We start from the raw sequence: 12161 nt of genomic DNA on the forward strand, positions 1-12161 counted from the left end.
GTTACCCCAACCCGTTTATGCATTTTTATCGCTGGCTGGCACGAAGGCTGCAATCTACATTCACAGTGCAAACACTCAATTATTTAACATTTAAACAACCTTTTATTTACCGGATGAGGTCGCTATGTCTCTGTCAGTTACGCGTGAAAATTTCGATGAATGGATGATGCCGGTATACGCTCCGGCGGCTTTTATTCCGGTACGTGGGGAAGGCTCTCGCCTGTGGGATCAGCAGGGCAAAGAGTATATCGACTTTGCGGGTGGGATTGCGGTGAATGCGCTGGGGCATGCAAACCCGGCGCTGCGGCAGGCGCTGAATGACCAGGCAGCGAAATTCTGGCATACCGGCAACGGTTATACCAACGAACCGGCATTGCGTCTGGCGAAGAAGCTGATCGACGCCACCTTCGCAGAAAAAGTCTTTTTCTGTAACTCCGGCGCGGAAGCGAACGAAGCGGCGCTAAAGCTGGCGCGAAAATATGCGCACGATAAATTCGGCGCGCACAAGAGCGGCATCGTAGCCTTTAAAAATGCCTTCCATGGCCGCACGCTGTTTACCGTCAGCGCGGGTGGTCAGCCCTCATATTCTCAGGATTTTGCGCCGCTGCCGCCGGATATCCGGCATGCGGCGTATAACGATTTACACTCTGCCAGCGAGCTGATTGACGACACCACCTGTGCGGTGATTGTCGAGCCCATGCAGGGGGAAGGCGGCGTCATGCCCGCCCAGAAAGCGTTCCTGCAAGGGCTGCGCGAGCTGTGCGATCGGCATAACGCGGTCCTGATTTTTGACGAAGTCCAGACCGGCGTGGGCCGCACGGGTGAGCTGTACGCCTACATGCACTATGGCGTGACCCCGGATGTGCTCTCAACAGCCAAGGCGCTCGGCGGCGGTTTCCCGGTGGGGGCGATGCTGACCACCGATAAATTCGCCAGCGTGATGACCGTGGGCACCCATGGCACCACATACGGCGGCAACCCGCTGGCAACCGCTGTCGCCGGACAGGTGCTGGATATCATCAACACCCCTGAGGTGCTTAACGGCGTGAAGCAGCGTCACCAGTGGTTTGTTGAGCGCCTTACTGCCATCAATAACCAGACCGGCTTGTTCAAAGAGATCCGCGGTCTGGGGCTGTTAATAGGCTGTGAGCTTGCCCCTGAGTTTGCCGGCAAAGCGAAGCTGATTTCACAGGAAGCGGCAAAGCAGGGCGTAATGGTGCTGATTGCCGGTGCTAACGTGGTGCGGTTTGCCCCTGCGCTGATCGTCAGCGAGGAAGAGGTCAGAACCGGGTTAGATCGTTTTGCGCTGGCCTGCGAACAGGTGAAGTCCGGGGTGTCATCATGATGGTCATCCGTCCCGTTGCGCACGGCGATCTCGCCGGGCTTATGCAGCTTGCCGGTAAGACAGGGGGCGGGCTAACCTCGCTGCCTGCCGATGAAAAAACGCTGTCGGCGCGCATTGAGCGCGCCCTGCAAACCTGGCAGGGGACGTTGCCAAAAAGCGAACAGGGCTATGTGTTCGTGCTGGAAGATACCGACACGGGAACCGTGGCGGGGATTTGCGCCATTGAGGTGGCCGTCGGGCTTAACGATCCGTGGTACAACTACCGCGTCGGCACGATGGTCCACGCCTCGAAAGAGCTGAACGTTTACAACGCGCTGCCGACGCTCTTCCTCTGTAATGACCATACCGGCGCCAGCGAACTCTGCACCCTGTTTCTCGATCCGGACTGGCGCAAAGAGGGCAACGGTTATCTGCTCTCCAAATCGCGCTTTATGTTTATGGCCGCCTTTCGCGACCGCTTCAACGAAAAAGTGGTCGCGGAGATGCGCGGCGTGATTGATGAGACGGGCTACTCGCCGTTCTGGGAGAGTCTGGGCGAACGCTTCTTCTCCATGGAATTTAGCCGGGCGGATTACCTGTGCGGTACCGGTCAGAAGGCGTTTATCGCCGAGCTGATGCCGAAGCATCCTATTTATACCCATTTCTTAACCCCGGAAGCGCAGGCGGTGATCGGCGAAGTTCACCCGCAAACCGCCCCGGCTCGCGCAGTGCTGGAGAAAGAGGGATTTCGCTACCGTAACTACGTCGACATTTTCGACGGCGGCCCGACGCTGGAATGCGACATTGACCGCGTTCGCGCCATCCGTAAAAGCCGCCTGGTTGAGGTCTCGGAGGGCCAGCCCGCGCCGGGCGAGTGGCCAGCCTGCCTGGTCTCTAACGAGAATTACACCAACTTCCGCGCCATGCTGGTGCGAACCAACCCAACATGCGAGCGTCTGGTACTGACGGCTGCGCAACTGGATGCCCTGAAATGTAACGCTGGCGACACGGTTCGCCTGGTGCGGCTCTGCCCTGAGGAGAAAACAGCATGACTCTATGGATTAACGGTGACTGGGTAACGGGCGAAGGTGACGCGCGGACAAAAACTAACCCGGTCGGCCAGGAGGTGCTCTGGTCGGGGAACGACGCCAGCGCCGGGCAGGTTGAGCAGGCCTGCCAGGCTGCACGCCGCGCGTTTCCGGCATGGGCGAAACGGCCATTCTCCGAGCGCCAGGCGCTGGTTGAGAAATTTGCTGCGCTGCTGGAGGCCAATAAAGCCGAGCTGACCCGCATCATTGCCTGCGAAACCAGCAAGCCGCGCTGGGAGGCAACAACCGAAGTCACGGCGATGATCAACAAAATTGCGATATCGGTGAAGGCGTACCATACCCGCACCGGCGAGCAGCATACCGGTATGCCAGACGGCGCCGCCACGCTGCGCCACCGTCCGCACGGGGTGCTGGCGGTGTTTGGCCCGTATAACTTCCCCGGACATCTGCCGAACGGGCACATTGTGCCTGCGCTGCTGGCGGGGAATACCGTCATCTTCAAGCCGAGTGAGTTAACCCCCTTAACCGGAGAAGCAGTCATAAAACTCTGGGAGCAGGCGGGGCTGCCGCCGGGGGTGGTGAATCTGGTGCAGGGCGGGCGTGAAACAGGTCAGGCGCTGAGTGCGCTGAGCGACATTGACGGTCTGCTGTTCACCGGCAGTGCCGGAACAGGCTATCAGCTGCATCGCCAGCTGGCGGGGCAGCCGGAAAAAATTCTGGCGCTGGAGATGGGCGGCAACAACCCGCTGATTGTGGAAGATCCGGATGATATCGATGCCGCGGTCCATCTGACCATTCAGTCGGCGTTCATTACCGCCGGACAGCGCTGTACCTGCGCCCGCCGCCTGCTGGTTAAACGCGGCGCGCAGGGGGATGCGTTCCTGAAGCGTCTGGTGGAGGTGAGCGCGCGTCTGGTTCCCGCGAAATGGGATGCCGAGCCGCAGCCGTTTATCGGCGGGCTGATCTCCGCGCAGGCGGCGCTGAACGTGCTGAAAGCGTGGCAGGAGCACGTGGCGCGCGGGGCGAAAACCCTGCTGGAGCCGAAGCTGGTTCAGCCGGGCACGTCGCTGCTGACGCCGGGGATTATTGAGATGAGTGCGACGAGCAACGTGCCGGATGAAGAGGTCTTTGGCCCGCTGCTGTGCGTCTGGAGCTATGACGATTTTGAGTCGGCGATTGAGATGGCCAACAACACCCGCTACGGCCTGTCGAGCGGCTTGATATCGCCGCATCGCGAGAAATTCGAACAACTGCTGCTGGAAGCGCGCGCCGGGATCGTGAACTGGAACAAACCGCTGACCGGTGCGGCGAGCACCGCGCCGTTTGGTGGCGTAGGGGCGTCGGGCAACCATCGCGCCAGCGCCTGGTATGCCGCCGATTACTGCGCGTGGCCGATGGCAAGCCTGGAAACCCCGGCGCTGACGCTGCCGGAGACGCTGAATCCGGGGCTGGATTTTACAGAGGGTGACGCCCATGAAAGCGCGTGAGGTTAACTTTGACGGCCTCGTGGGGCTGACGCACCACTATGCCGGGCTGTCGTTCGGTAATGAAGCCTCGACGAAGCACCGTTTCCAGGTCTCGAACCCGAAGCTGGCGGCGAAGCAGGGGCTATTGAAAATGAAGGCGCTGTCCGATGCCGGTTTCCCGCAGGCGGTGATCCCGCCGCAGGAGCGCCCAAACGTGGCCGTGCTGCGCCAGTTGGGGTTCAGCGGTACGGATGAGCAGGTGGTGGAAAAAGCAGGCACGCAGACGCCACACCTGCTTTCGGCGGCCAGTTCAGCCTCCTCGATGTGGGTGGCGAATGCCGCCACCGTTGCGCCGTCGGCGGATACGCTGGACGGCAAAGTGCATCTGACCGTTGCTAACCTGAACAACAAATTCCACCGCGCCAGCGAAGCGGAGACCACCGGGCGCGTGCTGCGCGCCATTTTTAATCATGAAGCGCATTTCGAGGTACATTCGGCGCTGCCGCAGGTCGCGATGTTTGGTGATGAAGGGGCGGCAAACCACAACCGTCTGGGCGGCGACTATGGCGAGCCGGGTTTGCAGCTGTTTATCTATGGACGGGAAGAGGGCGGCCACGCCGCGCCGGTTCGTTATCCGGCGAGACAAACTTTAGCCGCAAGCCAGGCGGTTGCGCGGCTGAACCAGGTTAATCCTTCTCAGGTGATTTTTGCCCAGCAAAATCCGCAGGTGATCGACCAGGGCGTGTTTCATAACGACGTCATTGCTGTTTCCAACCGTCAGGTGCTGTTCTGCCACGAGCAGGCGTTTGCCCATCAGGAAAAGTTGCTGGCCACGCTGCGCGAACGCGTGCCGGGATTTATGCCGATTCAGGTGCCCACGCAGGCGGTAAGCGTGCAGGATGCGGTCGAAACGTATCTGTTCAACAGCCAGCTGCTGAGCCGGGATGACGGCAGCATGATGCTGGTGCTGCCGCAGGAGTCCCGCAACCATCAGGGCGTCTGGCGCTATCTCAGCGAACTGGTGCAGGCGGATAACCCGATTGATGAACTGCGCGTGTTTGATCTGCGGGAAAGTATGGCCAACGGCGGGGGACCGGCGTGCCTGCGACTGCGCGTGGTGTTAACGCCGGAGGAGATGCAGGCCGTGAATCCGGCGGTGATGATGAACGACACGCTGTTCAATACCCTCAATGACTGGGTGGACCGCTATTATCGCGACCGTCTGGTTCAGGCCGATCTGGTTGACCCGCAGCTGCTGCGCGAAGGCCGCGAGGCGCTGGATGCATTATCGACCATCCTGCAACTGGGATCGGTTTATCCGTTCCAGCGCTAAGGAGACGATATGGAAAATTTACTGGCGCTGACGCTGGCCGAAGAGACACAGGAGCGGCAAGAGGGGGAAGGCCCCTCGTTCCACTGGCGATGGCTGGGGCCGGGCGTGCTTGAACTGACGCCGACGGGGGAATATGACCTGTCGCTGCTGCTTTCGACCGGCATTCACGGAAACGAAACCGCGCCCGTGGAGATTGTCGATCTTTTGCTGCGCGCGCTGTATCGCGCAGAGATCACGCTGCACTGCCGTCTGCTGGTGGTACTGGGAAATCCGCCTGCGCTGGCGCAAAATAAGCGGTATCTCGTGAGCGACATCAACCGCATGTTTGGTGGTCGCTGGGCGCAGTTTCCACAGAGTGATGAGACGACACGCGCGCAATGGCTGGAGAAGATGGTCACGGCGTTTTTTGCCGGGGCGGGGGAAACGCGCTGGCACCTCGATCTGCATACGGCCATTCGCGCCTCGTACCACGTGCGTTTTGGCGTGTTACCGCAGCGTCATCAGCCGTGGGATGAGGCGTTTCTGACCTGGCTTGGCGACGCAGGGCTGGAGGCGCTGGTCTTCCACCAGACGCCAGGCGGCACGTTTACCCACTTCACCTGCGAGAATGTTGGCGCGTTATCCTGCACCCTGGAGCTGGGAAAAGCGCTGCCGTTCGGGCAAAACGACCTGACGCGTTTTGCCCCTACGCATCAGGCGCTTCGGGCGTTGCTCGCCGGGGTTGCACCGGAACCCTCCCGGGAACCCGTTGTGCGCTATCGGGTCGTGCAGCAGATCACGCGTCAAAGCGAGGCTTTCCAGCTACATATGGCGCCCCATACGCTGAACTTTACGCCATTTCGCCAGGGCGTCCTGCTGGCGGAAGATGGTGAGACGCGCTATGCGGTACAGAAATCCACGGAATATGTTTTATTTCCTAATCCGTCGGTCGCGTTTGGTTTGCGAGCTGGCCTGATGCTGGAAAAAATGCCCTGATCGTCTCCCCTCGCGCAGACCGGAGGGGAAATGAAGAATAAATTTCTTAGCGTTAAAAGCGCTCTGGTATTGTTTGCGGAATATTCCTGGGGAATTGCTTTATTATTAAACGGCACTTCGCTATACTTCTCCATAATCTCTTTAAAATCATCCTGTTGAATATTTCTGTTTCATCTCTCCACGCTTTTTCCTTAATTTCTCCACAATTGGCGAAAAGTTGTTTTTTACACTTTCATTGTTTTACCGTTGCTCTGACTAATTGACGATAAACCCCGTAAAGTTAATCTCGTCAACACGGCATAGCGCCGAAGAATAACTGAAAGTAAGGAAAGACATTATGCGTAAATTAACTGCACTGTTTGTTGCCTCTACCCTGGCTCTGGGCGCTACCAGCATGGCGTTCGCCGCCGATACCGCGACCACTACCGCCGCGCCGACGGAAGGCAAAATGATGATGCATCATAAAGGCAAGCCGGGTATGCACCATGAGATGATGATGTTTAAAGATCTGAACCTCACCGATGCGCAGAAGCAGCAGATCCGCGACATCATGAAAAGCCAGCGTGACCAGATGAAACGTCCTCCGCTGGAAGAGCGCCGCGCAATGCATGACATCATTGCCAGCGACAGCTTCGATAAAGCAAAAGCGGAAGCGCAAATCGACAAAATGGCCGAGCAGCATAAAGCGCGCATGCTGGCCCACATGGAAACCCAGAACAAGATTTACAACATTCTGACGCCGGAACAGAAAAAGCAATTTAATGCCAATTTTGAGAAGCGTCTGACAGAACGTGCAGCGCCGGAAGGTAAAATGCCTGCACCAACCGAATAATCGGTTCACTCTCTTAAGACCGCCGGGCTCCTGTCTACAAAAGCGAAAACGCTGTGGACAGGACCGGCGGTTTTTCTTTTATCCCATGCCTAAGGTCTGGCCTGACTGCTGCCGATAATACGTCTGTGAAAATGCCCTGGCGCACGGTGCGTCCTTCAGGAGTGGTCATGGAATTCTTTGATATCCGTAAAATGCCGGTCAGTCTCTGGCGTAATGGTGCGGGTGAGACGCGTGAGATTTGCTGTTTTCCTCCCGCGACGCGGGATTTTTTCTGGCGGGCCAGTATTGCCTCCATCGCCAGTAACGGCGAATTTTCCGCGTTCCCGGGCGTTGACCGGGTGATTACGCTGCTGGAGGGCGGCGAGGTGACCCTGGATGCAGGCAGGGCGTTTTGTCATACCCTGAAGCATCATCAGCCTTACCGATTTGCGGGCGATCTGGCGGTGAAAGCCGTGCTCACAGAGGGGCAGATGTCGATGGACTTCAACATCATGACCCGACGGGATTGCTGCCAGGCAAAGGTGCGCGTTGCTACCCGGACGTTCACTACCTTCGCGTCACGCGGTGGGGTGGCATTCGTATTAAGCGGCGCCTGGCAACTGGGCGACAAATTACTGACCGCCGATCAGGGCGCCAGCTGGGAAGCGGGCAGTCATACCCTCCGTTTACTGGAAACGAAGGGGTCGCTGCTGTTCAGTGAAATTACCTGGCTGCCGGGTCATTGAGGACGATGATCTCATATTTTCCGGTTAACAGTGGCTTGCAGAGAATTTTGTAACCATCCTGATCGAAACCGGCAGGGGTGCGCAGCAGAGCGGTAGCGTCATCCAGATTTTCAACGGCGCCGAGCCAGAGCCAGTTGCGGATGATGTGATAGTGCGTCATCCCATCGCGGGTTTCTTTCAGCGCCACCGCGCCTTCCCACGGCCAGCAGTTAACGCTGATAGAGGCAAGGCCAGCCATAAACCGGGCATGATGTTCTTCAACGCTCTCTTTTCCACAGCACGCCCCGGCGCAGCGTTTCAGCGCTGAGCGGAAACAGGCGCGACCACGGGTGGTGGCTTCCAGTCCTAACAGGCCGTAACAAAGCTGTAATTCATCAGCCAGGGATTGCAGGGTTTGCAGTGCGGCACGTTTGTTGGCAAACAGACCGTAAAGATTGGGTTCATGCGAAAAATCCACTTCCCGGGCATAAACGACCTGCGGTTTTCCTGCGTTAATCTGCAAGGAACACAGCTGGCGGTTGCGGCGCAGGCGTTTGTTAAACAGCGGCTGCTGTTCCTTGATGAGCCGGGCTTCGAGCAGAAGCGCGCCCAGTTCGCCTGCCGTCTCGATCCAGGTGATCCGCCGGGACTGCCTGAGCATCGATGCTTCATCCGGCGTACGCAGGTGCGACATCACCCGGCTGCGGATATTCACGCTTTTGCCGATATAGAGCGGCATGGTGTCGCTGTCGCCGTGGAAGAAATAGACGCCAGGCTGTTTAGGCAGTGCCTCAAGCCAGGGGCGAAGATGCTCGGGATATTCGTAGATAGCCGCCGCTTCAAACTCAAGACGCGGGGCGGATTGACGCCTGCTCACATACTGCTCCATATACTGTTCAGGCATACAGTGTAGCAGGTGTTCGGTGGTTAAAAAAGAGCCGGGTGGCGGCTACGCCTTACCCGGCCTGCAAAGCGGAGTTACCGTTTTGCTTTTACTTTTTCCAGAAATCATCAAACACCGTAATGGGCGGACGGCGCTTATGCTCGGTTTTCAGATACCAGCCTTCGATAATTTTAGCGGTACCTTCGTCGAGCGTTTTGCCTTCCAGATAATCATCGATGTTGTCATACGTAACGCCCAGCGCCGCTTCATCCGGCAGGGAAGGGCGATCGTCCTCCAGGTCCGCCGTTGGCGCCTTCTTATACAGGTGCTCCGGGCAGCCCAACGCCGCCAGCAGTTGCTTACCCTGACGCTTGTTCAGGCGGAAGAGGGGGTTGATATCCGTGCCGCCATCGCCGTATTTGGTGAAGAAGCCGGTGATAGCTTCCGCGGCGTGGTCGGTGCCGACCACGACCCCTTTAGTCATCCCTGCGATACTGTACTGTGCTTTCATGCGCTCACGGGCTTTCTCGTTGCCGCGGACAAAATCGCTCAGTTCAATGCCGGCTTCACGCAGGGCCTGCTCGCTTGCCAGTACCGAACCTTTAATATTTACGGTAAGAACACGGTCCGGCTGAATAAACGCGATTGCATCCTGACAGTCCTGCTCGTCAGCCTGCACGCCATACGGCAGACGTACGGCAATAAATTGCAGCGCGGTGTCACCGGTCTCGTCACGCAGCTCGGAGATGGCCATCTGGCTCAGCTTACCGGCCAGAGTGGAATCCTGACCGCCGCTGATACCCAGCACCAGCGTCTTCAGGAAAGGGTGTGCAGACAGGTAAGCTTTCAAAAAATCAACGCTACGACGGATCTCTTCATTGGCATCAATCGCAGGTTTCGCGCCCAGCGCCTGAATAATTTCTTGTTGCAGAGCCATTACGCCCTCCCTATGCAGAACCAAACAGAAAGTGTGATCTGTTAAAACTAACCCTTTGTCGGGGAAACGACAAGGATCACAGTTTTGAGTGTACTGTTTTACAGCGATTTAGCAGCTTACCGTTGTTTTATTAGAATTTTCCGAAATTCGTCTGGCGTAACTCGCAAAGTTGAACAATAGTAATTTTTATCCCATGCTTAGTTAACACGCTGATAAACAAGAGGACGGAATATGAACAAGAACGTAGCAGGAATTTTAAGCGCAGCGGCGGTACTGACTATGCTGGCAGGGTGTACAGCTTACGATCGCACTAAAGATCAGTTCACACAGCCAGTGGTAAAAGACGTCAAAAAAGGCATGACGCGTTCCCAGGTTGCAGCCATTGCCGGTAAACCTTCTTCAGAAGTCACTATGATCCACGCGCGTGGTACCTGCCAGACCTATATTCTGGGTCAACGTGATGGTAAGGCAGAGACCTATTTTGTCGCCCTGGATGATACGGGTCACGTGATCAATTCTGGTTACCAGACCTGTGCCGAATACGACACCGACCCACAGGCACCTAAGGCACAGTAAGCCTGCTTGCCTGAGAGCGTTAACAAACCGGCCGGAAGGCCGGTTTTTTTATGCATACGTGAATCTTATTTCTTGGCGCGAATTATTTGCCTGAAATGTGAAGGTAGTCAACAAGCCAGGTCAATGAGAGACAATTTCAGTCTATCCAGAATTATCCCCTCCCTGTACCATTGCGTATACTCACTTCAACGACAAACAATGTTCAGCACACTGCCCGTCAGCCAGGATAGCGAGTCGAGTGATAGCGAGACGGCGGGTAGCCAAACAAGAGGGAAGTTATCATGGAAAAGAAACATATCTATCTGTTTTGCTCTGCGGGCATGTCCACTTCGCTGCTGGTTTCCAAAATGCGCGCGCAGGCCGAAAAATATGAAGTCCCTGTGGTGATTGAGGCGTTTCCGGAAACGCTGGCGGGCGAGAAGGGTCAGACAGCCGACGTTATTTTACTCGGGCCGCAAATCGCTTATATGCTGCCAGAAATTCAGCGTCTGCTACCCAATAAGCCGGTCGAAGTGATCGATTCCGTTTTATACGGCAAGATTGATGGTTTAGGTGTATTAAAAGCTGCCGTTGCGGCGATTAAAAAAGCTGCTAATTAATTTTTTATTTTTCCCGTCAAAGAGTTATTTCACACACAATACGCCGTAACGGTCGTTGCGGCATTTAAGGGTATTTTCCTATGAGTAAAGTCATCGCTTCACTTGAAAAGGTACTCCTTCCTTTTGCTGTTAAAATAGGAAAGCAGCCTCACGTTAATGCCATTAAGAACGGCTTTATTAAATTAATGCCGTTGACATTAGCCGGGGCAATGTTCGTTTTAATTAACAACGTTTTTCTGAGCTTTGGAGAAGGTTCCTTTTTTTATTCATTAGGAATTAGGTTAGATGCTTCAACTATTGAAACCCTTAATGGTTTAAAAGCCATTGGCGGCAACGTATACAACGGTACGTTGGGTATTATGTCGCTAATGGCGCCTTTCTTTATCGGAATGGCGCTGGCGGAAGAGCGTAAAGTTGATCCGCTGGCGGCAGGCTTACTGTCCATTGCCGCGTTCATGACCGTCACACCGTACAGCGTGGGTGACGCTTACGCCGTTGGCGCAAACTGGCTGGGTGGGGCAAACATCATTTCCGGTATTATTATCGGGCTGGTGGTGGCCGAAATGTTCACCTTCATTATTCGCCGTAACTGGGTTATCCGCTTGCCGGATAGCGTTCCTGCCTCCGTTTCTCGTTCATTTTCCGCGTTGATTCCGGGCTTCATTATTCTCTCCATCATGGGGATTATTGCCTGGGCGCTCTCTCACTGGGGAACTAACTTCCACCAGATCATTATGGACTCTATCTCAACGCCGCTGGCGTCGATGGGTAGCGTGGTCGGTTGGGCGTATGTCATCTTTACCTCCCTGCTGTGGTTCTTCGGCGTGCATGGTTCACTGGCACTGGCGGCGCTGGACAGCGGTATTATGACCCCGTGGGCACTGGAAAACGTCGCGCTTTACCAGCAGTACGGCTCCGTCGATGCGGCGCTGGCGGCCGGTAAAACCTTCCATGTGTGGGCGAAGCCGATGCTTGACTCCTATATCTTCCTGGGCGGTACCGGGGCGACGTTGGGTCTGATCATCGCGGTCTTTATTGTCTCTCGCCGCGCCGACCATCGTCAGGTTGCGAAGCTGGCCCTGCCGTCAGGCATCTTCCAGATTAACGAGCCGATCCTGTTTGGTCTGCCAATTATCATGAACCCGGTGATGTTCATTCCCTTCATCCTGGTTCAGCCGCTGCTGGCCGCGATTACGCTGACGGCGTACTACCTGGGCATTATCCCGCCGGTGACCAACATTGCGCCGTGGACGATGCCGGCTGGTCTGGGCGCGTTCTTCAACACCAACGGTAGCGTGGCGGCCTTCCTGCTGGCGATATTCAACCTCGGGATTGCAACCCTGCTTTACATGCCGTTCGTGGCGATTGCGAACAAGGCCGCAACGGTTATCGATGAAGAAGAGAGCGAAGAGGATATCGCCCTCGCACTGAAATTCTAAAATTGCACGGCGCGGGGCAACCCGCGCCAGCGGAAAGGAGCTTA

The 12161-nt window shown here is 56.4% G+C and carries 12 protein-coding genes; 10 read left to right on the forward strand and 2 right to left on the reverse strand.

Annotated features, from left to right (window positions below; all coding sequences use genetic code 11):
• Positions 1 to 124: 124 nt before the first annotated feature.
• The 7 genes from RS584_RS08740 to ves all read left to right on the forward strand — a co-directional run bounded on the left by RS584_RS08740 (position 125) and on the right by ves (position 7704).
• Complete coding sequence (locus tag RS584_RS08740) at positions 125 to 1345, forward strand: aspartate aminotransferase family protein (protein ID WP_032104258.1); 1221 nt, start codon at positions 125 to 127, stop codon at positions 1343 to 1345.
• Positions 1342 to 2376: an arginine N-succinyltransferase gene (gene astA / locus RS584_RS08745; RefSeq protein WP_015570755.1), complete on the forward strand. Its 1035-nt coding sequence runs from the start codon at positions 1342 to 1344 to the stop codon at positions 2374 to 2376. The genes RS584_RS08740 and astA overlap by 4 nt, the downstream gene beginning before the upstream one ends.
• Positions 2373 to 3860 carry a succinylglutamate-semialdehyde dehydrogenase gene (gene astD / locus RS584_RS08750; protein ID WP_315749385.1) on the forward strand — a complete coding sequence of 496 codons (1488 nt, stop codon included), beginning with the start codon at positions 2373 to 2375 and terminating at the stop codon, positions 3858 to 3860. Before astA ends, astD begins: the two co-directional genes overlap by 4 nt.
• Positions 3847 to 5172: an N-succinylarginine dihydrolase gene (astB, locus tag RS584_RS08755; RefSeq protein ID WP_023303517.1), complete on the forward strand. Its 1326-nt coding sequence runs from the start codon at positions 3847 to 3849 to the stop codon at positions 5170 to 5172. The genes astD and astB overlap by 14 nt, the downstream gene beginning before the upstream one ends.
• 9 nt (positions 5173 to 5181) lie before the next feature.
• Positions 5182 to 6147: a succinylglutamate desuccinylase gene (astE, locus tag RS584_RS08760; RefSeq protein ID WP_315749387.1), complete on the forward strand. Its 966-nt coding sequence runs from the start codon at positions 5182 to 5184 to the stop codon at positions 6145 to 6147.
• A 337-nt stretch (positions 6148 to 6484) separates the two neighbouring features.
• Positions 6485 to 6979 (forward strand): ATP-independent periplasmic protein-refolding chaperone Spy, encoded by a 495-nt coding sequence (spy, locus tag RS584_RS08765; RefSeq protein ID WP_015570753.1) that lies wholly within the window; start codon positions 6485 to 6487, stop codon positions 6977 to 6979.
• Between the two features lie 167 nt (positions 6980 to 7146).
• Entirely contained in the window at positions 7147 to 7704 is a 558-nt protein-coding gene (gene ves / locus RS584_RS08770) for an environmental stress-induced protein Ves (protein WP_017384666.1), read from the forward strand.
• Here ves and cho read toward each other — a convergent pair.
• Positions 7682 to 8560: an excinuclease Cho gene (cho, locus tag RS584_RS08775; protein ID WP_063136382.1), complete on the reverse strand. Its 879-nt coding sequence runs from the start codon at positions 8558 to 8560 to the stop codon at positions 7682 to 7684. The two genes, ves and cho, sit on opposite strands and share 23 nt — an antisense overlap.
• 115 nt (positions 8561 to 8675) lie before the next feature.
• Positions 8676 to 9503, reverse strand: a complete 828-nt coding sequence (gene nadE, locus RS584_RS08780; RefSeq protein ID WP_003857837.1) for an ammonia-dependent NAD(+) synthetase — start codon at positions 9501 to 9503, stop codon at positions 8676 to 8678.
• A 231-nt stretch (positions 9504 to 9734) separates the two neighbouring features.
• On the opposite strand from nadE, the gene osmE reads away from it, so the two are divergent.
• The 3 genes from osmE to chbC all read left to right on the forward strand — a co-directional run bounded on the left by osmE (position 9735) and on the right by chbC (position 12117).
• On the forward strand, positions 9735 to 10079 hold the full coding sequence (osmE, locus tag RS584_RS08785) for an osmotically-inducible lipoprotein OsmE (RefSeq protein ID WP_003857836.1): 345 nt from the start codon (positions 9735 to 9737) through the stop codon (positions 10077 to 10079).
• Positions 10080 to 10360: 281 nt separating this feature from the next.
• Positions 10361 to 10678: a PTS N,N'-diacetylchitobiose transporter subunit IIB gene (chbB, locus tag RS584_RS08790; protein ID WP_015570750.1), complete on the forward strand. Its 318-nt coding sequence runs from the start codon at positions 10361 to 10363 to the stop codon at positions 10676 to 10678.
• An 80-nt stretch (positions 10679 to 10758) separates the two neighbouring features.
• Complete coding sequence (gene chbC / locus RS584_RS08795) at positions 10759 to 12117, forward strand: PTS N,N'-diacetylchitobiose transporter subunit IIC (protein ID WP_017384664.1); 1359 nt, start codon at positions 10759 to 10761, stop codon at positions 12115 to 12117.
• Positions 12118 to 12161 lie beyond the last annotated feature (44 nt).

Origin of the sequence: Enterobacter sp. DTU_2021_1002640_1_SI_PRY_ASU_LCPMC_013 (assembly GCF_032389435.1) — a bacterium.
GTDB classification, from domain to species: Bacteria; Pseudomonadota; Gammaproteobacteria; order Enterobacterales; family Enterobacteriaceae; genus Enterobacter; species Enterobacter hormaechei_C.

What these genes read in the sequence shown, in the direction of transcription:
- RS584_RS08740 (WP_032104258.1), top strand. Translation starts at nt 125, where the DNA reads ATGTCTCTGTCAGTTACGCGTGAAAATTTCGATGAATGGATGATGCCG.
- astA (WP_015570755.1), top strand. Translation starts at nt 1,342, where the DNA reads ATGATGGTCATCCGTCCCGTTGCGCACGGCGATCTCGCCGGGCTTATG.
- astD (WP_315749385.1), top strand. Translation starts at nt 2,373, where the DNA reads ATGACTCTATGGATTAACGGTGACTGGGTAACGGGCGAAGGTGACGCG.
- astB (WP_023303517.1), top strand. Translation starts at nt 3,847, where the DNA reads ATGAAAGCGCGTGAGGTTAACTTTGACGGCCTCGTGGGGCTGACGCAC.
- astE (WP_315749387.1), top strand. Translation starts at nt 5,182, where the DNA reads ATGGAAAATTTACTGGCGCTGACGCTGGCCGAAGAGACACAGGAGCGG.
- spy (WP_015570753.1), top strand. Translation starts at nt 6,485, where the DNA reads ATGCGTAAATTAACTGCACTGTTTGTTGCCTCTACCCTGGCTCTGGGC.
- ves (WP_017384666.1), top strand. Translation starts at nt 7,147, where the DNA reads ATGGAATTCTTTGATATCCGTAAAATGCCGGTCAGTCTCTGGCGTAAT.
- nadE (WP_003857837.1), bottom strand. Translation starts at nt 9,503, where the DNA reads ATGGCTCTGCAACAAGAAATTATTCAGGCGCTGGGCGCGAAACCTGCG.
- osmE (WP_003857836.1), top strand. Translation starts at nt 9,735, where the DNA reads ATGAACAAGAACGTAGCAGGAATTTTAAGCGCAGCGGCGGTACTGACT.
- chbB (WP_015570750.1), top strand. Translation starts at nt 10,361, where the DNA reads ATGGAAAAGAAACATATCTATCTGTTTTGCTCTGCGGGCATGTCCACT.
- chbC (WP_017384664.1), top strand. Translation starts at nt 10,759, where the DNA reads ATGAGTAAAGTCATCGCTTCACTTGAAAAGGTACTCCTTCCTTTTGCT.